Annotated in this window: 23 protein-coding genes; 12 read left to right on the forward strand and 11 right to left on the reverse strand. The window is 43.6% G+C overall.

The window, feature by feature from the left end:
- Positions 1-247 precede the first annotated feature (247 nt).
- The 7 genes from KAU88_04625 to KAU88_04655 all read left to right on the forward strand — a co-directional run bounded on the left by KAU88_04625 (position 248) and on the right by KAU88_04655 (position 8,879).
- Entirely contained in the window at positions 248-2,041 is a 1,794-nt protein-coding gene (locus KAU88_04625) for a ribosome biogenesis/translation initiation ATPase RLI (protein MCK4477794.1), read from the forward strand.
- A gap of 61 nt (positions 2,042-2,102) precedes the next feature.
- The gene (gene tpiA / locus KAU88_04630; GenBank protein ID MCK4477795.1) at positions 2,103-2,783 is read left to right on the forward strand and encodes a triose-phosphate isomerase; all 681 of its coding nucleotides are present in this window, start codon (positions 2,103-2,105) and stop codon (positions 2,781-2,783) included.
- Between the two features lie 12 nt (positions 2,784-2,795).
- Complete coding sequence (locus KAU88_04635) at positions 2,796-3,683, forward strand: DUF89 family protein (GenBank protein MCK4477796.1); 888 nt, start codon at positions 2,796-2,798, stop codon at positions 3,681-3,683.
- 13 nt (positions 3,684-3,696) lie between these two features.
- Entirely contained in the window at positions 3,697-5,808 is a 2,112-nt protein-coding gene (locus KAU88_04640) for a glycogen debranching enzyme N-terminal domain-containing protein (GenBank protein MCK4477797.1), read from the forward strand.
- A gap of 53 nt (positions 5,809-5,861) precedes the next feature.
- The gene (locus tag KAU88_04645) at positions 5,862-7,433 is read left to right on the forward strand and encodes a glycoside hydrolase family 57 protein (GenBank protein ID MCK4477798.1); all 1,572 of its coding nucleotides are present in this window, start codon (positions 5,862-5,864) and stop codon (positions 7,431-7,433) included.
- A gap of 3 nt (positions 7,434-7,436) precedes the next feature.
- A complete protein-coding gene (locus KAU88_04650) occupies positions 7,437-8,603 on the forward strand; it encodes a glycosyltransferase family 4 protein (GenBank protein MCK4477799.1) in 1,167 nt (388 codons plus the stop codon).
- A 3-nt stretch (positions 8,604-8,606) separates the two neighbouring features.
- Positions 8,607-8,879 (forward strand): ArsR family transcriptional regulator, encoded by a 273-nt coding sequence (locus tag KAU88_04655; protein MCK4477800.1) that lies wholly within the window; start codon positions 8,607-8,609, stop codon positions 8,877-8,879.
- Between the two features lie 483 nt (positions 8,880-9,362).
- On the opposite strand, the gene KAU88_04660 is transcribed toward KAU88_04655, so the two are convergent.
- The 9 genes from KAU88_04660 to KAU88_04700 form a co-directional block, all read right to left on the reverse strand.
- Positions 9,363-9,506, reverse strand: coding sequence for a hypothetical protein (locus tag KAU88_04660; protein MCK4477801.1), 144 nt, complete (start codon positions 9,504-9,506; stop codon positions 9,363-9,365).
- Between the two features lie 159 nt (positions 9,507-9,665).
- Positions 9,666-10,508: a DUF763 domain-containing protein gene (locus KAU88_04665; GenBank protein MCK4477802.1), complete on the reverse strand. Its 843-nt coding sequence runs from the start codon at positions 10,506-10,508 to the stop codon at positions 9,666-9,668.
- Positions 10,509-10,572: 64 nt separating this feature from the next.
- Positions 10,573-11,058, reverse strand: coding sequence for a pantetheine-phosphate adenylyltransferase (locus tag KAU88_04670; protein ID MCK4477803.1), 486 nt, complete (start codon positions 11,056-11,058; stop codon positions 10,573-10,575).
- Positions 11,059-11,167: 109 nt separating this feature from the next.
- A complete protein-coding gene (gene coaBC / locus KAU88_04675) occupies positions 11,168-12,415 on the reverse strand; it encodes a bifunctional phosphopantothenoylcysteine decarboxylase/phosphopantothenate--cysteine ligase CoaBC (GenBank protein MCK4477804.1) in 1,248 nt (415 codons plus the stop codon).
- 12 nt (positions 12,416-12,427) lie between these two features.
- Positions 12,428-13,591, reverse strand: a complete 1,164-nt coding sequence (gene mfnA, locus KAU88_04680) for a tyrosine decarboxylase MfnA (GenBank protein MCK4477805.1) — start codon at positions 13,589-13,591, stop codon at positions 12,428-12,430.
- A 15-nt stretch (positions 13,592-13,606) separates the two neighbouring features.
- On the reverse strand, positions 13,607-14,377 hold the full coding sequence (panB, locus tag KAU88_04685) for a 3-methyl-2-oxobutanoate hydroxymethyltransferase (GenBank protein MCK4477806.1): 771 nt from the start codon (positions 14,375-14,377) through the stop codon (positions 13,607-13,609).
- Entirely contained in the window at positions 14,355-15,263 is a 909-nt protein-coding gene (locus KAU88_04690) for a 2-dehydropantoate 2-reductase (GenBank protein ID MCK4477807.1), read from the reverse strand. The genes panB and KAU88_04690 overlap by 23 nt, the downstream gene beginning before the upstream one ends.
- Complete coding sequence (locus KAU88_04695; GenBank protein MCK4477808.1) at positions 15,253-16,059, reverse strand: phosphopantothenate/pantothenate synthetase; 807 nt, start codon at positions 16,057-16,059, stop codon at positions 15,253-15,255. The genes KAU88_04690 and KAU88_04695 overlap by 11 nt, the downstream gene beginning before the upstream one ends.
- Positions 16,056-16,961, reverse strand: coding sequence for a GHMP kinase (locus tag KAU88_04700; protein ID MCK4477809.1), 906 nt, complete (start codon positions 16,959-16,961; stop codon positions 16,056-16,058). Before KAU88_04700 ends, KAU88_04695 begins: the two co-directional genes overlap by 4 nt.
- A gap of 366 nt (positions 16,962-17,327) precedes the next feature.
- Here KAU88_04700 and KAU88_04705 point away from each other — a divergent pair, with 366 nt between their 5' ends.
- From KAU88_04705 to KAU88_04715, 3 genes are all read left to right on the forward strand, one after another.
- On the forward strand, positions 17,328-17,675 hold the full coding sequence (locus KAU88_04705; GenBank protein MCK4477810.1) for a DNA-directed RNA polymerase subunit H: 348 nt from the start codon (positions 17,328-17,330) through the stop codon (positions 17,673-17,675).
- Between the two features lie 109 nt (positions 17,676-17,784).
- Positions 17,785-18,471, forward strand: a complete 687-nt coding sequence (locus tag KAU88_04710) for an HAD family hydrolase (GenBank protein MCK4477811.1) — start codon at positions 17,785-17,787, stop codon at positions 18,469-18,471.
- Positions 18,472-18,496: 25 nt separating this feature from the next.
- Entirely contained in the window at positions 18,497-19,198 is a 702-nt protein-coding gene (locus KAU88_04715) for an N-acyl homoserine lactonase family protein (protein ID MCK4477812.1), read from the forward strand.
- A 43-nt stretch (positions 19,199-19,241) separates the two neighbouring features.
- Here KAU88_04715 and KAU88_04720 read toward each other — a convergent pair whose 3' ends face one another.
- On the reverse strand, positions 19,242-19,640 hold the full coding sequence (locus KAU88_04720; GenBank protein MCK4477813.1) for a CopG family ribbon-helix-helix protein: 399 nt from the start codon (positions 19,638-19,640) through the stop codon (positions 19,242-19,244).
- Positions 19,641-19,768: 128 nt separating this feature from the next.
- Between KAU88_04720 and cadA the strand changes: the two genes are divergently transcribed.
- Together cadA and KAU88_04730 are read left to right on the forward strand one after the other, a co-directional pair.
- A complete protein-coding gene (gene cadA, locus KAU88_04725; protein MCK4477814.1) occupies positions 19,769-21,715 on the forward strand; it encodes a cadmium-translocating P-type ATPase in 1,947 nt (648 codons plus the stop codon).
- Between the two features lie 76 nt (positions 21,716-21,791).
- On the forward strand, positions 21,792-21,983 hold the full coding sequence (locus tag KAU88_04730; protein ID MCK4477815.1) for a hypothetical protein: 192 nt from the start codon (positions 21,792-21,794) through the stop codon (positions 21,981-21,983).
- 52 nt (positions 21,984-22,035) lie between these two features.
- Here the strand turns inward: KAU88_04730 and KAU88_04735 are convergent.
- The coding region (locus KAU88_04735; protein ID MCK4477816.1) for a 4Fe-4S dicluster domain-containing protein at positions 22,036-22,457 on the reverse strand (422 nt) is incomplete at its 5' end.

Consider the following 22,457-nt stretch of genomic DNA (forward strand, 5'->3'; position numbering starts at 1 on the left):
TTTTATCTTTTCTTCTTTTGCGCGCTTTTTTCAGTTTTCTTGGAAAAGCGCACACTTCTGAAATAATGGAAAACTATCAAATTAAAATGCGCGCGTCTTCAAAATAATACGCGACACAATATACCCAAAATCAAAATTTAATACGTGTTTTCTACATGCGAATCTTGGTTTTGAATAGTTAAATAGCTAACAGCTATTAATTTCCCGTCTACTCTATAAGAGTCAACATTAGATAATGGGCAAGATCATGATTAGAGTCGCAGTACTCGATAAAGATAGATGTAAATCCAAACGTTGCAATAGAGAATGTTATCGCTTTTGCCCTAAAGTGAGAAGCAAGGTTGAGGCCATAGTTTTTGAAGAAGATAAACCCAGAGTTGTCGAGGCTCTTTGTATAGGATGCGGTATTTGCGTTAAAAAGTGTCCCTTCAAAGCCCTTGCAATCGTCAATTTGCCCGATGAACTTGAAGCAGAATGCAGCCATCGTTTTGGACCAAACGCCTTCAAGCTTTTCCGCTTGCCAACTCCATCGCAAGGCGTAGTCCTCGGATTGCTAGGTCAAAACGGTATTGGGAAAAGCACTGCAATTAAAATCTTGTCTGGCGAAATTGACATAAATCTTGGTTACTACGACAGCCCCCCACCTTGGACGGAGATCATTAAGCATTATAGAGGTTCAACCCTTCAAGAATATTTCCTGAAGCTAAGCCAAAACAATCTGAAAGTCGCCCAGAAACCACAATACGTAGACAAGATTCCACGAGTAGTCACTGGCAAAGTCTATGAACTGTTGGAGAAACTTGATGAAAGAGACGAGTTGAAGAAAGTTGCCAAGCAGCTGCAGCTTGGACCAATTTGGAATCGCGCTTTGGATATCTTAAGCGGCGGCGAGCTTCAACGAGTCGCTGTGACAGCCGCCATATCCAGAGAGGCTGACGTGTACCTTTTCGACGAACCTTCAAGTTATCTGGATGTCAAACAGCGTCTGGAAGTTGCACGCGCAATACGAAGCCTGAAAGAAGAAGACAAGATGGTGATTGTTGCGGAGCATGATCTCGCCATACTCGACTATTTGTCAGATCAAGTTTGTGTCCTCTATGGAGAACCAGGTGTTTACGGCGTCATCTCTCACACTCATGGAGTGCGTGTGGGCATAAACATCTACTTGGAAGGGTTTATTTCAGATGAAAACGTTCGGTTCAGAAAGGAGTCAATAGTTTTCCACGTAAAACCTCCAACAGTAAGCTGGGGGGTTGGCGAAACTGTACTGAAATGGGAGACAATGATAAAGTCTTACAAAGGTTTCACTTTGGGAGTGGAGCCAGGAGAGGTTAAGAAAGGAGAAGTTATTGGAATCTTAGGTCCAAACGGTATTGGAAAAACAACTTTCATAAAGCTTTTAGCTGGAATTGAGAAACCCGACAAGGGAACAACATCTACATCATACGAATTAGCAGTAAGTTATAAACCACAATACATCTCTGCGGCATATGAGGGCACCGCAGAAGAACTGCTAAGAAGCATCAAAAAGGAAGACTTCGCGGCAAGCTGGTATCACAGCGAAGTTTTGCAACCTCTCAATGTGAAAGGCCTGTTAGATCGCGATGTGAGTCAACTAAGTGGGGGTGAGCTTCAACGAGTTGCCATTGCGGCATGTCTTTCCCGTGAAGCTGAACTGTACTTGCTTGACGAACCAAGCGCTTATCTAGATGTTGAGGAACGTTTGAACATGGCTCGCACCATTCGAAGAGTCATTGAAAGCAAAAACGCCACAGCATTTGTTGTAGAACACGATGTAGTTGCACAAGATTTCATCGCTGACCGATTAATGATCTTCGATGGAGAGCCAGGTGTAAAAGGCATTGCTAACCCTCCAACGACTCTCAGAAAAGGTATGAATGCGTTTCTGAAAAAAATGGAAGTCACTTTTCGACGAGACCCAACGACAAAAAGACCACGAGTAAACAAGGAAGGTTCAAGAATCGACAAGCATCAGCGTAAAGTAGGCGAGTACTATTATGTGGCGGAAAACCAAAAGTAATTTTGCAAAACTGTTTTAACGCTATCTTTTTATGCTATAAGCGGTGACAACACGATTGAAAATGCTTTGGACACCATTAATTCTTGTAAACTTGAAAACTTACATGGAGGGTACGGGAAAGAAAGCTTTAGAATTAGCTGAGAAAGCCGAGAAAGTTAGTCGCGAAACAGATGTGTGCATCGGGCTTGCCCCTCAATACTCAGATATAGCTAAGCTTGCCAAAACAGTTTCTCTACCAATTTTTGCTCAACACATTGATTCTGTAGGGCCGGGTGGCTTCACCGGTCACGTTTTACCCGAAGCTGTGAAAGAAGCTGGAGCAATAGGAACGCTTGTCAACCACTCGGAGCGACGTTTAAAATTAGCTGAAATCGACGCTGTGATCAGAAGAGCTAAGGAGCTCAATTTGGTACAAGTGGTCTGCACCAACAACGCAAGTGTAAGTCTCTCCGCCGCAACATTAAAGCCAAATTTTATAGCGATTGAGCCACCTGAACTTATCGGAACTGGCATCCCAGTGTCAAAAGCCAAACCTGAGATTGTTACTGAAACCATAGAAGTTGTCAAGAAAGTGAACCCAGAGGTTACCATTCTTTGCGGCGCAGGTATAACCAGCGGCGACGATGTGGCTGCAGCGTTAAAACTTGGCACAAAAGGTGTTCTTGTAGCAAGCGGCATCGTGAAAGCAAAAGAACCATACAAAGTGCTTTTAGATTTTGCTCAAGCTGCAACTGCTCTCTAAGGGTGCCCGTATTTGAAGGTTGAAATCGAATGCCTTTCATGCATTATTCACCGCGGCTATTTGGAGATTGCAGAAGCCACAAAAAATCCTGACTTGCAATTCAAAGCGGCGTCAGCACTTCTAGAATACATGGCAAAAGAGTTTAAACCAGACGCAGTCGCGGCCTTTCTTGGAACAACGCGTGACCGAATAATCAAACGTATATCTGGCAATCCAGATGTTTATGCCGCTAAGAAACGTGAGAGTAATCAGGCGGCTTTGGAACTGCTTCCTTCACTTAAGAAGATGATTGAAAAGGAAAGATCATCAGAGGAAAGGTTTCGAAAGGCTTGTCTAGCTGCGATTGTGGGTAACATCATCGAATTTGACATTCCTGAACACGAAGTCGATTTTGATCAACTGGACCAATTGATTGCTGACGCTGAAAAGGAATTGGTAATTGATGACGTATCAAAAATCTACGAAGAAGCTAAGAAGGCGAGCAACATTCTCTATCTAATAGACAATGCTGGGGAAATAGTTCTAGACAAGCTTCTAGTTAGGGAATTGAAGCAGCTAGGTGCAAAGGTTATAGTTGTAGTGAAGGGTGGTCCCATTTTGAACGATGCTACTTTAGAAGATGCTAAAGCTGTTGGCATGTATGAATTAGCAGATGCCACCATCACAACTGGGGCTGACGCGGTTGGATTGCCTTTGCCAGAAGAGCGTTCAGGAGAGTTCATCAAGGCCTATGATGAAGCTGACTTTGTGGTCGCTAAGGGTATGGGATTCGCTGAAACGCTCACGGAATCGAAATTGCGACAGCCTCATACCTTCCTGTTAAGAACAAAGTGCAACCCAGTTGCTAGATACTATGGGGTTGCGCGAGGAAAAAACGTTGCCAAACTGGTAAAGCCCTAAGGATTAAATCAGAATGGAAAACAGTTTACCAGAAATCGAATTAAACAGTAACCTTCTCTCTAACTTGGAAAGGGCATTCAGCTTAGAATGGGTTATAACAAATGGTTTAGGCGGGTATGCTTCTTCCAGTGTTTTGGGAATCAACACACGCAAGTACCATGGGGTCTTAGTTGCGTCTTTTAATTCTCCCGTTGATAGGAGGGTTGTGCTTTCAAAGCTCGACGAAGAACTTCTTGTTGACGGCGAAGCTTTTCCTTTAGGCGCCAACGAATTCAGACACGGCATACATCCACTAGGTTACAAATACCTCAAAAACTTCCTACTGCTTCCATTCCCCACTTTCGTTTATGCTATAAACAGAGTGAAGCTTCGCAAAACAATTTTTATGCCCTACCAAAAAAACGCTACAGTCGTTTTTTACGAAGTTTTCTCTCCGCTCAAAGAAAAAGCAACCTTACAGATTTTTCCCCTCATCAATTCGAGACACTTCCACTCAGTCACGGACAAAAATAAGCTTGGATGGAGCTTCGTTCAGAAACCATCTGCACAAAAAACAATACTTCAGATAGCCAAACCTCAATCCACAATGGTTATGTCAACGAACTCGGGACAGTACATCTCCAAAGGAGACAAATGGGTTGAAGACATATTCTTTAGGACAGACAGTTCCCAAGGAACCAGTTGTTTTGATGATTGTTACATACCTGGACGATTTGAAATTCCCGTAAGATCTGGTGAAAAAACAGAATTTTACATTATTGCTGTGGCGAGTGAAGACGGAGAAGACGCTGAAAATGTTCATTCATCCCTCTGTAGAGGATTGAAAAATCTCAACAGCTCTTACCAAAAAGAGGTCGACAGATCAGTTTCTCTCTTAACAAGATTCTACGACCAACATCCAAGAGCGACTCAGGAGGACTGGTTAAAATGGCTCATTCTAGCCGCTAACTCTTTCATTGCACACCGTTCATCCACAAAAACAAAAACTGTTATTGCGGGCTACCATTGGTTTGAAGATTGGGGGCGCGACTCGCTTATTTCTCTGCCAGGTTTAACTCTTGTCACTGGACGTTTCGGAGATGCAAGAGAAATTCTTCTAACTTTCAAACACTACTGTAGCGGGGGCATTGTTCCAAACCGTTTTCCCAACAAGGCTGGAGAAAAACCAGTTTACAACACTGTTGATGCGACTTTGTGGTATTTCAATGCCGTTCTTCAATACCTAAAATACACAGGTGACTTCACCTTCGTCCAGCAAAAACTTTGGACAATGTTGCAGTCTGTAATTAGCCATCACATACAAGGAACAATAAACAACATACGCTTAGACAATGATGGTTTGGTCATGCATGGACCGCAGCTAACGTGGATGGATGCCACGACAAACAACAACCCAGTTACCCCTCGAGATGGAAAGGCAGTTGAAATTCAAGCATTATGGTACAACGCGTTAAAAGCAATGGAGCTTCTCGCAAGTCGTTTCGAATACAGCGACTTGGCTGAAAAATATCGAGACATTGCGGAAAGGGCTAAGAAGAACTTTAATGAAAAATTTTGGAATGCCCAGAAACACTGTCTCTTCGACGTTATAAACGATGAATTTAAGGATGCGTCACTTAGACCAAATCAAATAATCGCTGTTTCTCTCGACTTTTCTATGCTTGATAAAACAAAACAAGCAGAAGTAGTTTCTACTGTACACAAAAAACTTTGGGCAACTTATGGGCTGAAAACCCTGTCCGAGGACGACCCGAAATATCGTGGAAGATATTCTGGAAACTGGGCTGAGCGAGACTATGCTTACCACAACGGCACAGTGTGGCCATGGTTGATTGGACCGTTCGTCACAGCGTTCTTGGAAGTCAAAAACTTTGATGCAGAATGGCGAAACTTCGCTTTTGAAAGTTTTCTTCAACCTTTCTTTAAGAAACAGATGTTGTATGCTGGACTTGGCACGTTAAGTGAAATTTTCGATGGTGAACCACCACATTATCCTAGGGGTTGTATATCTCAAGCATGGAGCGTGGCTGAACCGTTAAGAGCTTATGTTGAGGATGTATTGCTCGACGCACCGAACTTTGAAAGAAATGTTCTAGAAAATTTTTCTAGTAGTGAAACTAAATAAATGGGAGATATTACTATGGAACAACCAAAAAATTCCAGCAGGTCGGAACAACTTTGACTGACATCTGTCTCATGTTCGAGGTCCACCAGCCACTGCGGCTAAACCCTAATTTCCACCAAGACCTACTGGCAAGACCTCCCCAATCCAAGAAAGACCTCTTCGAACTCTACTTCGATAATGCTCTTAACAAACACATTTTCGACCGTGCAGCTAGGAAATGCTATTTTCCAGCAAATAACATAATTCTCAACGAGATTGAAAAATTCAAACGAGAAAAGAAGCAGTTTAAGGTTTCCTATGGAATTTCAGGAGTCTTTATCGAGCAGTGTAAAAGCTGGAATCCAAGTCTCCTCGAATCTTTTAAGCAGTTGGCGCAGACCGGGTGCGTAGAGTTTCTAGACGAAACATACTATCATTCTCTCGCCAGTCTATTCGGCATCAACCGATCTGAATTTATCGAACAGGTAAAGATGCATCGACAGCTAATGAAAGACCTGTTTGATTATGAACCAAAAGTATTTGAAAACACCGAATGTCTCTATAACAATGCCATCGCTAAAACTGTCGCGGATATGGGCTACGAGGCAATAATAACAGAAGGTGTTGAACGCATCCTTGATTGGCGAAGCCCAAACTACGTATATAAGGCAAAGGGTTCTTCTATTCCTGTTCTGGTTCGCAACTACCGTCTCTCAGATGACATTGGCTTCCGTTTCTCTTCAACGTGGTGGAACGAATGGCCTTTGACAGCTCAGAGATACGCGAGCTGGATAGCGGCTATACAAGGACAAACAGTTGTTATCTTTATCGATTACGAGACTTTTGGGGAGCACCATTGGCCCGAGACTGGAATCCATGAATTTCTCAGATGGCTGCCCGGTGAAGTCCTCAAGTGGGAACATTTGTATTGGCGAACTCCTTCTGAGGTTGTACGTCTCCATCAGCCAGTTGGAGAAATAGACGTGCACGAGTATGACACTATTTCGTGGGCTGATCTTGAACGTGATCCAAGCGCTTGGATTAGCAATCCGATGCAGAGGGTTTCTTACGAATTTTTGAAGGGTTTGGAACCTTTTGTGAAGGGTTTAGGAGATAAGTTTTGGCTGAGATTTTGGCGGTATTTTCAGATGAGCGATCACTTGTATTATATGAGTGTGAAGGGTGGAGGACCTGGCGATGTACATTGCTACTTTAATCCTTCTGGAAACCCGATTGACGCTTTCGTTTCGTTTTCTAATGTGATCTCCGATTTTGAGGCTAGAATTTTGCAGGAGCTTCAGAAACCTGAACTTGCGGCCAAGTGGATTCTGCGGCGACTGCCCACCGATAAGGGCTTCACTTTCTTCTACGAGTTTGCACGACCAACTAATGTGACAACCCATGATATGTTCGAGTTTGCTAGGGCTCTTAATAGTGTCACTATTCAGTCGCTCAAATATCATACAGAAAGGAGTGATTTTGAGAGATGGTTGAGTCAAGTTTTAGGCGATAAGAAGCTTGCGGAAAAAATATCGTCCATAACAAGTGAGAAATTAGTTGGCGAGACGCTTCGCAAAAGACTTGTGAGAGTAGTTGAATCTAGAGTGAAGCAACTTGAAGCATTAGCAGCGAAGGGCAAAGTGTGATTTATGAAAATATGTTTGTTGTCTTGGGAGTTCCCACCTCGAATTGTTGGAGGGATTGCTCGTCACGTTTTTGGATTGGCAAAGACGTTGGCGAAAGATGGAAATGATGTAGGCGTTGTTACGTTGGATTTTCCAGGAACACCAGACTATGAAGAGGTTGAGGGTTTCAAGGTTTACCGTTCTAAAACCGAAGTTGGACACCCAAACTTCCTCACGTGGACTTTTTTGTTCAACCATTTCTTGGAGAAACGCTTAGCTGCGGCAAACAGAGAGATCGATTTTGATCTGATCCACATCCATGATTGGCTTGTGGCGCCTGCGGGTATTGGTTTCAAACATTTTTTGAACAAACCCTTGGTTTGTACGATGCATAGCACTGAACATGGGCGGTCAAGTTTACATGATCCCAGTTCCTATACGATTGATGGAATGGAGTGGTGGGCATGTTATGAGCCAGCTCGTGTAATTGTGACAAGCAATTCTATGAAGGGTGAGGTTTGTGGTCATTTTCATGTGCCTGGAGAGAAGGTGGATGTTATTCCGAACGCGATTGAGGTTGAAAAATATGATGTTGGTGTTGACCAATGGGCTGTTAGGAGACGTTTTGGAGTGGGGGATAATGAGAAAATGGTGCTTTATGTTGGGCGTTTGGTGCCGCAAAAAGGGGTTGAATATTTGATTCGAGCTGTGCCGCGTATTAGCTGGCGTTTTCCCGAGGTGAAGTTTATTGTTGTTGGTGAAGGATGGATGAAGGGGCATTTAGAATGGTTAGCCGATCAGTCTGAGCAACGGTGGCGGATCAACTTCACGGGGTTTATTTCTGATAATGATTTAGTTGCTTTGACTAAGGGCGCGGATGTGATGGTTGTGCCTTCGGTCTATGAGCCGTTTGGGATTGTTGCGTTGGAGGGCATGGCGGCGGGGGTGCCTGTGGTGGCTAGTCAGGTGGGTGGCTTGGCAGAGGTGGTGGAACATGATAAAACGGGCGTTCATGTGTATCCTCGTAGTCTTGATTCGATTGCATGGGGGATTGAGCGCGTCTTATCTGATAAAGGCTATAGGGATTGGTTGGTTAAAAACGCGTATGAGACCGTCAAGAGCAGGTTTAGTTGGAAGGCTGTTGCGAAGCAAACTGTTGATGTTTATAAGAGAGTTTTAGGAGAAAGATAAACTATGAGTGGGTATCCTCCTGTTTCGCCTCGTCCAGAGTTGCCTGAAGAGTTCAAGTTTTTATGCATGTTGCATAATGTGGGCGCCATTAACGCTGAAAGGTCACTTGCGGTTGAGGAGATTGCGAAGTGGACAGATAAGGAGCTTTCCACTATTCTGGAGCATTTACGAAAGCTTAAGGAGCTTGGGTATGTGCATTTTGTTAATAGAGATGGGGCTGACAAGTATCATGTTTCTGTGATGGGTATACGAAAAGTGTTGACATTGTACAGCTAATAGAAGACCATTCATCCATCTTAGGCTAGACCTTCTGCTATATGCTTCCAATAGCTCAAGTGTGAAGTTATCTCAGACACTCTCAAAATCCACAGTCCTGTAAAAAGGATTCTCTGATTATATGATACCTGCTTTGATGATTTTGGACCGATGATGAATGTATCACTGATTGCAGTCTCACCTTCACATTCTAGAACTACGCTCATCGTCCTATTGTAATTTGCACGGTTATCTAAGGAAATTACAAATGTTGCTACTTCATTCAAGATAGTAATATGGTGGTCGGGATCATAGATTTCTGGACTGATGCTAACTTCAATGTCCTTTGAGAGTGGATGCTGAGTTCCAATTATACCGACCAAAGCCAGTGCCTAGATAATCACCATTGCAGCAACAGCTATAAAAATAATTGATGCGATTACAGGTGATATGCCAGCACATTTTCTGTTACATCGAATATACATTGATGACACCTACATCGTGTTAGGTAGCCTGCTTTTTTCTTCTCAATACACGATCTAGGAGCCTGTTGATTATGTCGTCGTAGGTTTCGCTCTTCTTACCTACGCTCTTTAATGCGTCTCGTGTCTCTTTTCTGATCTTTATGCTTGTTAACTTCTCACCCATACTTTCAACCCCCTTAACTGCGTCGTGCATTGTAAGGATTCAATGAACATAAGCGTTATGCATTTTCCGAGTTTATCGTGGCCTCATTAAACTAGTTACGAAAATCTATGGACATTACAAAAAATAGGAATGTGCGGGATAGAAACTATTACTTTTTCCTTAGTTTCTTGGCTGAAACTCGTAGGCTTTGCGCAGTGCATTCCAGTTGATTCTTCGGGGCATAGATAGAATGTTGATTGCATAATCTTCTGCTATTGTGTTTGGCATCCATTGGCGTAGCGATTTTTGATATTCGGGTCTGGCTGATTCGAGCAAGTGCTTGAATTTTGTGGGCTTCTCTTTAGATATGTCAACTGAGGTTTTTCTGCACTCTTCGCTTTCTTTAGCTGTCATGTTTAACACGGCGTCTCTTTTTGTGTCGCCTACGATGGCTTCGTGGGGTTCAACCACAAATTCTTTCACATGGTCGGAAAGCCAGTGATACCTTCGCGCCGTTCTGTCCCCTGTGCTCATTCCCTGCTGAACAACAGCCCATTTTCCCTCTTCTGATAGGAAGAAGGCGTGATGGTATAGGGGATAGCCAGCTTGAATGGCTGTGTTGTCTACTTTTGTGCTCATTTTGCTCGAGTAAACCAGTCGGTCAACATCGGATTTCGAGAAACCAAACTTCTCGCCCGCCAAACGGATTTCGTTAGGTGCTTTCCGTGACACCTTCCCTTTTCCTCCACAAATAACAACCCCGTTCTTCTCTGTTTTAACTGCGTTTTTCAACACGCCCGTCAAGACTGTTGTCACTCCAGAAGAATGCCAATCATAGCCCAAAACGCAGCCCAACGCTTGAAACCAAAACGGGTCTGAAATGCGCTGTAAGAACTCGTCTTGACCATATTCGTCAATGATTATTGTGACAATTGCATCTGCCAGCTTAATCATCCGTGCAACAAGCCATCTTGGTGCTCTGCCATAATGAAGCGGAAGCCTTGCCACGCCAGTTCTCTTCAATACATCCACCCTAATACGCTAATAATAGACGTATTATGCCTTGAAATCCTTTTTTCAAGTCGGTCTACCGCTTCAACAGTCGCCCTTCACGGTCAATTTCCAAGCGGCGAATTCTAGTTGTGGAAATAGGATCACAGTTTTCTGCCAATACCATGTTTATGACAATAACATCTAAGGGTGGAAGATTGGCCGCCTTACGCTTTTCGTTTATTTCACGGGTCCTAGGCTCAGTCTCTCGGCTCACCACTATTGCCTCTATCCGCTTACTGGTTGATGCGGGTCCAAATGGATCGTACAAGGGCACAATTTCGGCACGTTCAAGCCAACTATACTTTCTCAGAAAACCCTTTAGCTCCTCCAGTCTCACAGCGAAAGGCGCTATTTCATGGGGCTTTTTCATTTTTTCCACGAAGTCGTCTGTACATAAACCTATCAGAACCTTTTCACCGGCTTCAAAGGCTTTTCTAAGTAAAACTCGATGACCTTTATGAAACTCGTCGAAAGTTCCGCCAACAGCCACAATCTTGAAGCGTTTGCTCAACGTTTTCATCTCAGTAGACGCATAGCCTGAAAGTCAATCCTTACTGTGTGATGCGCGTGCATTTGCGTTCGCTTATGGGAGCATAAATGCATACATTCGCCCTGCTTATAAGCCTATTTTAGCTGACTTTTCCTTTTAGCATGTCCAGAATCTTCTTCGCAACAAAACGCTTCGAACTTAACGGCACATGAACAACGTTTTTTTTCTTGTCTATTATGAAAACTTCGTTGGTGTCGGTTCTGAAGCCCACGCCTTTTCTTGAAACGTCGTTTGCCACGACCAAATCTGCATTGGCTCGCTTTAACCGTTTATAAGCGCTTTCGATTAGTTTTTTGTCAGAAACTCCGTATCCAGCTCGAAAAACCACAAGAAAGGTTTTTGGGCTTATCTTTTTTATTTTGTCGACGATTTTGGAGGTAGGCTTCAGCTTCAAAGTAAGCGAAGAAACCTTCCATGTGGAAACCTTACCTTTATACGGCTTTGCCAAAGTCCAGTCCGAAACCGCTGCAGCCGCGACTGCAATGTCGTAATTTACGTTTCTTAGCTCTTCTAAAACTGTGCGTCGCATTTCCTCAGTTGTTTCTACGTTCAAAACCTTCGCTTTGAAGGGCAGAATAACCGTGCCCAAGCCATAAACGAGGGTGACTTCCGCGCCTCTTTTCTGGGCTTCTTTAGCTATGGCTGCACCCATTTTACCCGAACTCTTGTTTGTAATAACCCTCACGTTGTCGATGTATTCGATTGTTGGTCCCGCAGTGACTAGGAAACGTTTTCCACGAAAGTCTTGTTCAGCCACGAGTTTGCGGATGATGGCTTCAACTATTTCTCCTGTGTCCGCAATTTTCGCTTTTCCTTCCTCGATTTTGGGTCCGACGAATTGTATGCCTAGGGCCTTAAGTTTTTGGATATTCTCTTCAAGTATGGGATGTTTATACATTGATTGGTGCATGGCTGGAACTATCATTATAGGCGTTTCAGAACCCATGGCTGTGGAAGCCACGGAAGTGACGGTTGTGTCATCTATTCCAACGGCTATCTTACTTATGGTGTTAGCTGTGGCAGGTGCGATGAGCACCAAATCCGCTTTTTCAGGACGTTCGCCAACCAAAGCCACATGCTCAATTTTTCCTGTTAGCTCGGTGACTACGTGGTTTCCAGTTGCCCACTCCATTAGGTAGGGGTGGATGATTTTCTGAGCGGTTTGGGACATCACGACGTAGACCTTGGCTCCTCGACGCATGAGTTCTCTAGCAATTTCTGGGCTTCGAACCGCGGCTACACTTCCGGTAACGCATAGAACTACCCGTTTTTCCCCCAGTTCTTCACTTTTGGTTCCGATTATGTCTTTTGATGGATGCTGTTTCAAACTTTTACACTTCTAACCGTTTAACTTTTTGACTGTTATTCTTAAATCTTTTAGGAAACTTTCCAAGTGTTCCTCTCTTGTATGTGGCATGACTACGATTCTTATATGCCGTAGAAAAAGCGAAACCGCCCACCCTCGTTTTCGCAGTTCTCCAGCTATTTGCTTAACGTCAAAAACATCAGATTTTATGCCTACAACGTTCGTAGTAGGCTCTATCATAATGTCTAACCCGTGGATTTGCCTAATTTCTTCAGCGAGTTTCCATGTTAAACACATGCAACGCTTAACGATTTTTCTGTAGCCTTCCCTTCCCAAATGCTGGAGCAACGTCCAAACCGCTATTACAGAAGCCCCGGAACGAGTGCCTACAAAAGTTGCTTGCTCGGTTTCGCCTCCAGCCAAGTATGGAACCTTCCACGTTATCGCCTCTTTCAAATCCGAATTCTTGAAAAGAATTCCGCCAGCTGGAATAGGAGCCAAACCCATCTTGTGCGGGTCTATGGTGATAGAACAGACGCCGGACAGTTGGAAGTCAAATTCGGGCGCTTTGTATCCCAACTCCCCCAAGAATGGGATGACGAATCCTCCGAAGGCTGCGTCCACGTGTAGAAATAAGCCGTTTTCTAGGGCTATTTCTGAAAGCTCTTCAATGGGATCTACTATGCCTAGGCTCGTGGTTCCGGCTATGCCCACTACTGCCACTGTCTTAGCGTTTACCGCCCGCCTAACGGTTTCCTCATCCACTTGAAAACGACTGTTCAACCCCACTCTAACTATTTCGAAGCCTAGTAGACTCGCAGCTTTGTCAAAGGAGCAATGTGCCGAGACAGGCACGATAATTTCACCGCCGTTTTTCGTTTTTGAATTTTTGAAGGCCCAGAGGGCGAGTATATTGGCTTCAGTTCCTCCAGTGACAATGTTTCCGGCAGCGTCTGGATTTGACAGAAGCGAGCCCAACATTTGGATGGCTTCCCTTTCCAGTTGAGCAGTAGCTGGGAAAAGCCCCGGGTCACCTAGATTTTTCTCTAAGAACTTGGTGTATACTTGCTGGGCCAGAGTGTGAGGCGAAGTGCACATAGACCCTAGAATCTTGCCAGATCCAAACGCGAAATCTCTGCCGAGCTTAGCCTCTATCTCTTTCAGAACAGTTTCGGCTGGCAATCCCTTCTCTCTCATTTACGCTCCGCTCCCTTAATGGTAGGTATGTTCCTCATCTGGATAGGCGCCTGAACGCACCTCTTCCGTAAACCTTTCTACAACGTCTTTAATGATTTTGTTCAAATTTGTGTATTTTTTCAAGTACTTAGGTGCAAAATTTTCATCGAGTCCCAGCATATCGTTTATGACTAAAACCTGTCCGTCACAGAATTTTCCAGCACCAATGCCAATCGTTGGCGCCTTAACGTTTTCTGTAATCTTCTTCGCCAAACTTTCTGGGATGCATTCTAAAACTATGGAAAAGACGCCGTATTTGTCGATTTCCAAAGTGTCCTGAAATATCCGCTCAGCTTCCTCTGGAGTTTTACCTCGCACCCTATAGGCTTCTGCTGTTTGAGGTAAAAGTCCCCCATGTCCCATAACTGGAATGCCCGCATCTAGTAACGCCTTGATTATTTCTGGCTTGTTTCCCTCTATTTTTACGCCGTTGGCTCCAGCTTCCAAAAATCGCCTGGCGTTTTCTAGCGCCATTTCCAAAGTGTCATAGCTATGTATGGGCATGTCTCCGATAATAGGTGTGTTTTGAGCTCCTCGTGCCACGGCTCTTGTGTGGTAAACCATATCTTCCATCGTGATGCTTTTTGTGTCTTTGCAGCCTTGGAAAACCATTCCGAGGCTGTCGCCTACGAGGATTAGATCTAAGAGAGCCTCATCGAGGATTTTCGCCATTTGATAATCGTAAGCCGTCAACATCACGATTTTGTCTTTTCCTTTCTTTTGCTTAATCTTGTCTTCGAGCTCCAACTGGTTTTTCCTCCAAGAATTTTGTTAGACAAGTCAATGTCTGGTTTACAGGCGTTGGAATCATGTGTTTATGTCCGAGTTCTGCTATCTTGCCGTTTAGGAAGTCGATCTCTGTCTTTTTCTTCTTCATTACGTCTTGACACATAGAAGAAAGGTTGGTGTAGCTCAGAATCCTGCGGTCAAGCTCATCTAGGTCTATTTTGAGATATATTCCTTCTGCTTTTCCTATGGCGAGGCATTCTTGCACGATTTCGTGTCTAACCCATTTGAGCGTGTCAGACGCTATTTCATGGTTTCGAATGTGGAAAAGCGCTGTTAGGGGGTTAATGACGCTGTTTAAAACGAGTTTATTCCAAACTTCGTTTGTGATGTTTCTTGAAATACGTGTTTCCAAGCCGCAATCGTTGAAAAGGGCGGCTATTTCTTGAGCTGTTTTGCTTTTCGCTATGATTGTTTCATTTTTCCAGACCCGGATTTTTCCGGGTTCTAGGAATTCGGCAGCCATCATCGTTAAGCCCCGCAAAACTTCAACTTCGTCGCCAACTAGTTCTTTGACGATTTCTTCGTTTCCTAAGCCGTTCTGCAAAACAAGTATGACTGTGTCTTTCCTTAACATTCTTTTTATGTGGCTTACAGCTCGAACAGAATCATGAGCCTTGGTTGTCAAGAGAATGATCGTGTTGGATGGAATTTCGGTGATTCTTATATCTGCTTTTAAACGAAAATTTTGATCTATATCACCCGTGAACTTCAAGCCTTGAGCGCGTATGGCTTCTACATGTGTTTGGCTTCCAATCAAAGTAACGTCTTTCTTCCTTGACAGTAATGCGCCGTAAATGCTTCCAATGGCTCCAGCACCCAAAACAAAAATCTTGTCAGCGTCCATACTTTTCCACTTTTTCCAAGTCGAGGAATTTTCCTTTAGCAGCTAGTTCGCTCAGTCTTTCCCTGATTAGACCTATGCATTTGCCAAGGTTTTCCGTGTTGTTGAACCCTTGCAGAATTTCCCCAAGTTTTTCTCTGTTTTCTTTTTGAAGTTTTTTTGCTGTTTCCACAAGCAATGGCATAGCTCTTACGACGTTGTCTACAATAGTGATTGAGGCTTTTTTTGCTGTTCTGGAAAGCGGGTTCAAATCGATGGCTATAACTTTCTTTCCCATTTTGACAAGAGCTTCGGTCCGATCTCCGTCTTCGAGAGGAACTAGAACCACATCGGCCACGAGCATCCCCCGCGGGTCTACACGACGCCTTTCGCTTCCTACTTCCGGAATACGCGCTGAAGCTTTCTCGCCCACGCCTAAAACTAACTTCGCCCCAGCTTTTTCCAAAAGGTTTTTGATTGCTTCTTCTCTTTCGGCTGTTCGGTAGAAGAGATTTACTTCTATTTTTGCTTTGATAATTCCGACTAGTGCTACTACTTCTTTTGCTGTTAACGTAGCTGTGTTTCCGTTCACGGAGATAACCGGGTTCTCCGCCGTCAATAACAGGGCGGCTGCAGCTCTTATAGCCTTAGATGCTTGCGGAACGGTTTTTTCGCCTAAAAGGTAGTCGAAGGCTTCCCCTCTGCCGTGAGCTGTGAGCCCGGCATGAGCTACGACGCCCGTTTCGAACCCTTCTATGAGCTTTTCACGTATCCGCAACGATTCAGCACGAGGATGCCTCTCTGAAATCTTAATTTTCATAATAGTCTCGCTCCTCCAAAGTCGATTTCGCTGACGAGGATTTTATCTGCAGAGCCATGTCTCCGGAAGATTTCGAGAAGCGTTTCCAAATCGTCTTTTTTGGCTATAGAAAAGGCCCCTTCACCGAACATGGGCACACTGCAAACAATTCCTGAAGCATCTGTTTCGTTTAAAACCCGACGAACCCTTTCTGTGATTAGCCCCGTATGTTCTGCAAACCTTTTAGAGAGCCTCAAAAAATTCTTCAAGTTTGGCTCTTCCATGAGACTTTCTAAAAGTTTTCCGCCCCACTCGTTGATGCGTCGGCGAAGCTTCGTGTCGGTTAAAGCTTTTCTGGTTGATAGACTTCCGAAGCTTAGGCAAACGACCTTATAGTCGTCGTTTATTGGAATGTGCTGAACCTTTCCGATTCCGGATGCTCCTGGCTCTGTGCGTATTTCTAATCCACCGAAAGTTTCGGCTATGACCGTGCCCAGCCCTGTTTTGCACAGAATTTCTGCTGTGTGCGCCGTTTGAGCGGTTTCTATGCTAGTTAAGCCCAAATTTAAAGCTCTGTTGAGTGTTAGAGCGAGACTTAAAGCTGCAGCTCCGCTTGAGCCGAAACCCGCGCCGATCGGCACATGAACGGTATGTTCAACTGTCACCGCGATTTTTTCTTTGAGTTTGGATAGGAAATCTTTTGCTACGGTTTCGGAAACGTTTGCGGAAACCGTTTTACGCCCATTTATCCATATTTCCAGATTGTTTTCCGGAGCGTTTTTTAGGGTTACTTTGGTTTTTACTCCGTGTTTCATTAAGACTCCTGCGCCTTTCGAACCTTTGTATAGCGGGTCGGCTGATTCATCGCATATCTGGAACAAGCCCGTAATATGTGCTGGAGCAAAGGCTTCCGCAGTTTTCATGTTTCCAAACCTTTCGAGTGATATATGAACAGTGTGTCGAAAATAAGAATTACGTATGATTTGTTTATACTTGTTTAAAGATGTTCGATTCCTAGTAAGCGCAAAGTTTAAGGGTTATTTGGGTGATGTCTTTCAGTATTCGGCTAATTAGAGGTTACATGTTTGAGTAATGAAGCCACGACACCGTTGGAAGAGAAAAGAGTAAAAGTCCTCATCAAACTGAGAGGTTACAAACTTCTGAAAAAGAAAGAATATAAAACTGCCATTGGATTCTTCGTAAAAACACCAGAGGGCAAAAATATGATTTATTGTATTCCATCCCAAGGCACTGTAGGAGTTCAGTTCATAAAAGACCTAGTGAAGACAATGGAAGAGGAAAAACTGGAAAGAGCAATAGTAGTCACAGGTGGACGTTATACACAGGCCGCTAAAAAACTTGCGAAGAAAAACGGGGTAGAGCTAATTCCGCGAATTTTCCCAGTTTTCAATCTTTTTGATCATGAGTTTGTGCCAAAACACGAAATTCTGCCACCAGACGAACGCGAGAAACTGCTGGCCCAATATCGTGTTCAACCTTATCAACTACCAATAATAAAGAGTTCTGACCCAGCAGTAAAAGCCATAGGCGCAAAAACAGGTGACATCGTTAGAATCTTTCGGGACAGCGCCACAGCAGGAAAATTTGTTTCCTACCGATATGTAGTAGAAGACTAAATATCAAGCATTTCTACAGAGAATTTCCCAAGAACCTTTCCCAACCGAAACCTATATCAGATTATACGTTGCACTATCGCCCAGCCATAGGAATATTCGGAGGCTTCACGTGACCATAAAAGCTGTCGTCTTTGACTTGGATGGAACTCTTGCTGAATTCAACCTTGACTACAAAACCGTAAGAGCTGAAGTAATGCAATTTTTGACAAACGAAGGTTTGCCAGCCTCTATATTTTCTATAAATGAAAGCATCTTCGAAATGCTAAAAAAAGCCAAAGTTTACATGAGAAACAACGGTAGAAAAGAACGGGAATTCTCTACTATTCAAAAACATGTTCTTTCCATGGCAGGCAAACATGAGATTAAAGCTGCTCGTGAGACCTCACTTCTGCCGGGTGTATTTGAAATATTAAAAACGTTGAAGAAGATGAATTTGAAGCTAGCTATTTTCACAATTAACAGCGAAAAATCAACAGCCCATATCCTCGACAACTTTTGCCTTAGGCAATTCTTCGATGCTACGATCACAAGAGAAATCGTTTCAGATGTAAAACCCCATCCGTCTCACCTCGCTGCTGCCCTGAAAGCTCTGAATATGAATGCTAATGAAACGATTGTGGTGGGTGACAGCGTCGTAGACATGAGAAGCGCTAAAGCATTGAATGCCACCGCTGTTGGTATAGCAAAAGAAAGTGACGCGATTAGAAAATTAAACCACGCAGGCGCTGTGCACACAATTGAGTCAATAACAGATTTGCCCATTCTGATAACTAAGTTAAACAAAAACGAAGGCTGACGATTATTTTTCAGTGGCTAAAAAAATGAAAGTCCAATTACTCAGCAATGGCTATTTTACTCTAGATAAAAGTTTTCTCGTCTATTCTAAGTATCAAGGGGAAACTTATGAAGCAGCATTGAAGCCTATGCTTGTGCTAAGTGAAGGAGAAAAAATTCTTGTAGACACCGGAATCGGAGAACTCCCTCCGCAATATAGAAGATTCCACACGGTTAAGAGAAGTCGAAACCAAAGTTTGCAAATGCAGCTGCAAAATTTCAGATTAAAGCCGGAAGATATAACAGTCGTTATCAATACTCATTTGCACTTTGACCATTGCGGTAACAATAAACTGTTTAAAAACGCGCGTTTTTATGTTCAAGCTGATGAGATACGATATGCCTATGCTCCAGACCGTTTTCAGAAAGCCGCCTATCTTCGAGAATTTTTTGATGTTGATGTAAATTATGAATTGGTTAAAGGAAAATACCGAGTAACCGACAGTGTGACAATTATGCCAACATTAGGGCACTCAATCGGTCATCAATCGGTAATAATCCAGTACGGCGCTGACAAGCTTGTTTATTGCGGCGATGCCGCACCTCTTAGAGAAAACTTGGAAAAGCGAAACATCCCCGGCGTACTTTACCGTGCAGACCAAGCTTTGAAGTCAATTGACAAACTTCGCGCTGTCAAAGATGCCATATACATTTTTTCACATGACAAAGAACGGCAGAGCCTAAAATAGAGGAATGTTTGCCTGAACGGTTTTGAATAGTAGATTCGTACACTCATAAAGGCATGAATAAGGTTTTTACTTCGAGAATTCCCCGCATTCCTCTGATTCGACCAACTAAGTCCAAAATTCTCTGATAATTTCCTTCAGCGATGAAAATTTCCAAGCAATATTTCTTTTCAATGTGCCTGTGAACGTTCTCAACAACCACATCATCGTACTCATGTCTTACCTCAGAAACGTGCCTGTCCACATCTTTTCTTGCATAGTCACATATGATCATAATGGTTGTTGCAACTCGGCCCTTCTTGAGCCAAGCGATTTCTGCTTCAGCGATTAGACTCCTAATAGCGTCTCGGAAAGCCTCAGAACGGCTATAATATCCTCTGGCTTTGGTAAACTCATCAAACTTCTTAAGAAGCTCTCCCGGAAGAGTTATGCTCACAACAGTCATTAGACACCACTTCATATTAACATAATCAGAACATAATACTAGCCGATTAATATTCCCATCCATTTTTTTAACACTATGTTAATATGATTCTTCTAGGTTGAACATGTTAAGGAAGGCAGAGGTTGAAAATGGTCCCTAGAGTCGAAGAAGGAGACTTTGAGGACAAAAAAGACAGGCGAATTTGGATTCCAATGGCTGTCGCTTTGGCATTTACAATGGTGTCTGCTGCTTTACTTGATTTTTTCGTCCAAGGTGTTCCTCTGGATTTCGTGATACCTCTGCTGAACGAACAAGCTACAGTGTCAACAATCATTTACTACACTACAATTGTCATTGCAGCCAGCTACATCGGAGTTTTGGGCTTTGAAGAACTTATTTTTGAGAGAAGATTTTCAGTGGAGTTTCTGATGGCGACGGCTGCCTTTGGTGCCATGTACTTGGCTTTCCTCTTTGAAGCCGTTACTGTCTTGTTTCTGTACTCTTTAGCGGAGTATTTTGAGGGGTACATTCAAGACAGGGCCAGAAGAACCGTTGAAAAGCTTTCGGAATTTATGCCTGACAAGGCGCGGATAATAACCGATGACGGCAAAGAGGAAAATGTAGATGTGACGGCTGTTTTGCCAGGGACAACCGTTCTTGTTAGGCCTGGGGAGAGAATTGTTCTTGACGGAGTTATAACAGATGGTGTTTCTTACGTTGATCAGTCTTTGGTGACTGGTGAATCGGCTCTTGTTTTGAAGAAGTTTGGCGACAATGCTTATGCTGGTACTTTGAACACAAGTGGTGTTCTAAAAATTTCTGTTAGCAAAAAAGCTGGAGATACACTGGTCTCGAGGATAGTGAAACTTGTTATACAATCTAGAAAAAGAAAGGCATCTATCGAAAAACTTGTTGATAGATTCGCCAAATTCTACGTTCCAATCGTTATTTCTCTTGCCCTGTTCACCGCTTTCTTCATGCCTAGCATTCTTGCTGGGTCCTTTGAAATTTGGCTATACCGTGCCTTGATACTTCTTGTGATCTCGTGTCCCAGCGCCTTCATCATATCTGTTCCAGCAACGATGTTTACCGCTGTTACGATTGCTGCGAGAAGAGGAGTTGTCATTAAGGGTGGAGTCTACGTAGAAAAAATGGATAAAATAGGGGCTGTTTTATTTGACAAAACCGGCACGTTAACTCTTGGCAAACCGGTTGTCCATTGTATTAAAGGCGTCTCTGAATTAGATGAAAAGGCTTTGATGTACGCAGCAGCACTAGAGCAGTTCTCTAATCATCCTCTTGCTCAAGCTGTCATAAAAAGCGCAGCAGACAGCAATCTTAACTTCAGAGAGCTTGATGTAACGAATGTGAAGGAGATCCCAGGTAAAGGCATAATGGGCTACGTAAACGGCACTCGAGTAATAGTGGGAAGCATGGATTTGCTGAAACAACATGGCAGTAATTGTGAGTCCGTTAGTGAAGTCTATGAGAACGAAAAGCATTCTGCAGTCTGTGTCTCTTTAGACGAAACAGCTACATCCTCAATATGTATAATTGACGACGTTCGTGAAGACGCTGTTCGAGCTGTAAAGGCTCTAAAAGAAGCAGGATTACATATAGCGATATTAACTGGAGACAAGGCTGAAATAGCTCGAGAAACCGCTGAACGTTTAGGAATTACCGACGTTTACGCTAAGCTATTTCCAGAAGACAAGTTGAAAATTATAGCCAAGACAAGAGAAAAACATGGTCTAGTAGCGATGGTAGGAGACGGCATCAATGATGCACCCGCGTTGGCAGCCTCAGATGTAGGCATTGCTATGGGCGGAGGAAAAGTAGATGTCGCCTTAGAGTCAGCGGACATAATCTTAGTCAAAGACGAACTAGCTCAAATTCCCACTTTACACAAGCTAAGCAAAATGACAGTAAGAATCGCCAAACAAAATATAGCTGTCTCCCTCGGAGTAAAACTAGTTCTCGGCGCGCTTGGACTAATGGGATTTATTCCCCTCTGGTTCACTGTAGCCTTGGGGGACGACGGCCTAACCATGCTAACGCTCTTGAATACACTTCGTCTTACAAGACTGGAGTTTTAAGATGTGCGCGCGCAGTAATACCCCAGTTGTTGGAGATATCTCCCGAACTCCGACATCACATTGAGTGTTTGTACGCGTGCGTGATATCGTGTTGATGGCTGAAGGCTACGGAAAAGGCACGGGCTACGGGTTACACTTGATAAGGAAAACATGCGAAGTGTACGGTTGGAATATTCGAGAAACGGGCAAACAAGGCAAAGGAGTCCAATTCACCATAACCATACCCCAAAAAGGTACAAACGGTAAAATGCTCTATAAACTTCATTAGCAACCTATGTTCTACTTCGAAGATGAAGCAAAATGCTCAAGCCTTAGGACTTTTACTCGAATACCCCTGCCGCTTCACTTAGAATCTTTCTTATGGGTAGTTGCTGGGGGCAGAGTTCTTCACATTTCCCGCATTTAGCGCATCTCTTCGCTTGGCTCTCTGGAGTGATGTACTTCCAGTATTTTTTCTTGACGTGGTCGTCCCTCTCCTTGGCGAAGTACTCGTTGTATAGTGCTAGTATTTGAGGGATGTCTACTCCTTCTGGGCAGGGCATGCAGTATCTGCAGTTTGTGCATCCGATGAAACCTAGCTCTCTATACTTCCGTTGGATTTTGCTGATGAGCTCGAGATCTTTTTTGTTGAGAGTGTCGGGTCCTGAGCGGCTGGCACTCTGCACGGTCTCTATTACTTGATCCATCGTGCTCATGCCGCTGAGGGCGACGGAAACCTCTGGATGGTTCAACACCCATTGGA

Source organism: Candidatus Bathyarchaeota archaeon, assembly GCA_023131225.1.
Taxonomy (GTDB): Archaea; Thermoproteota; Bathyarchaeia; order Bathyarchaeales; family SOJC01; genus JAGLZW01.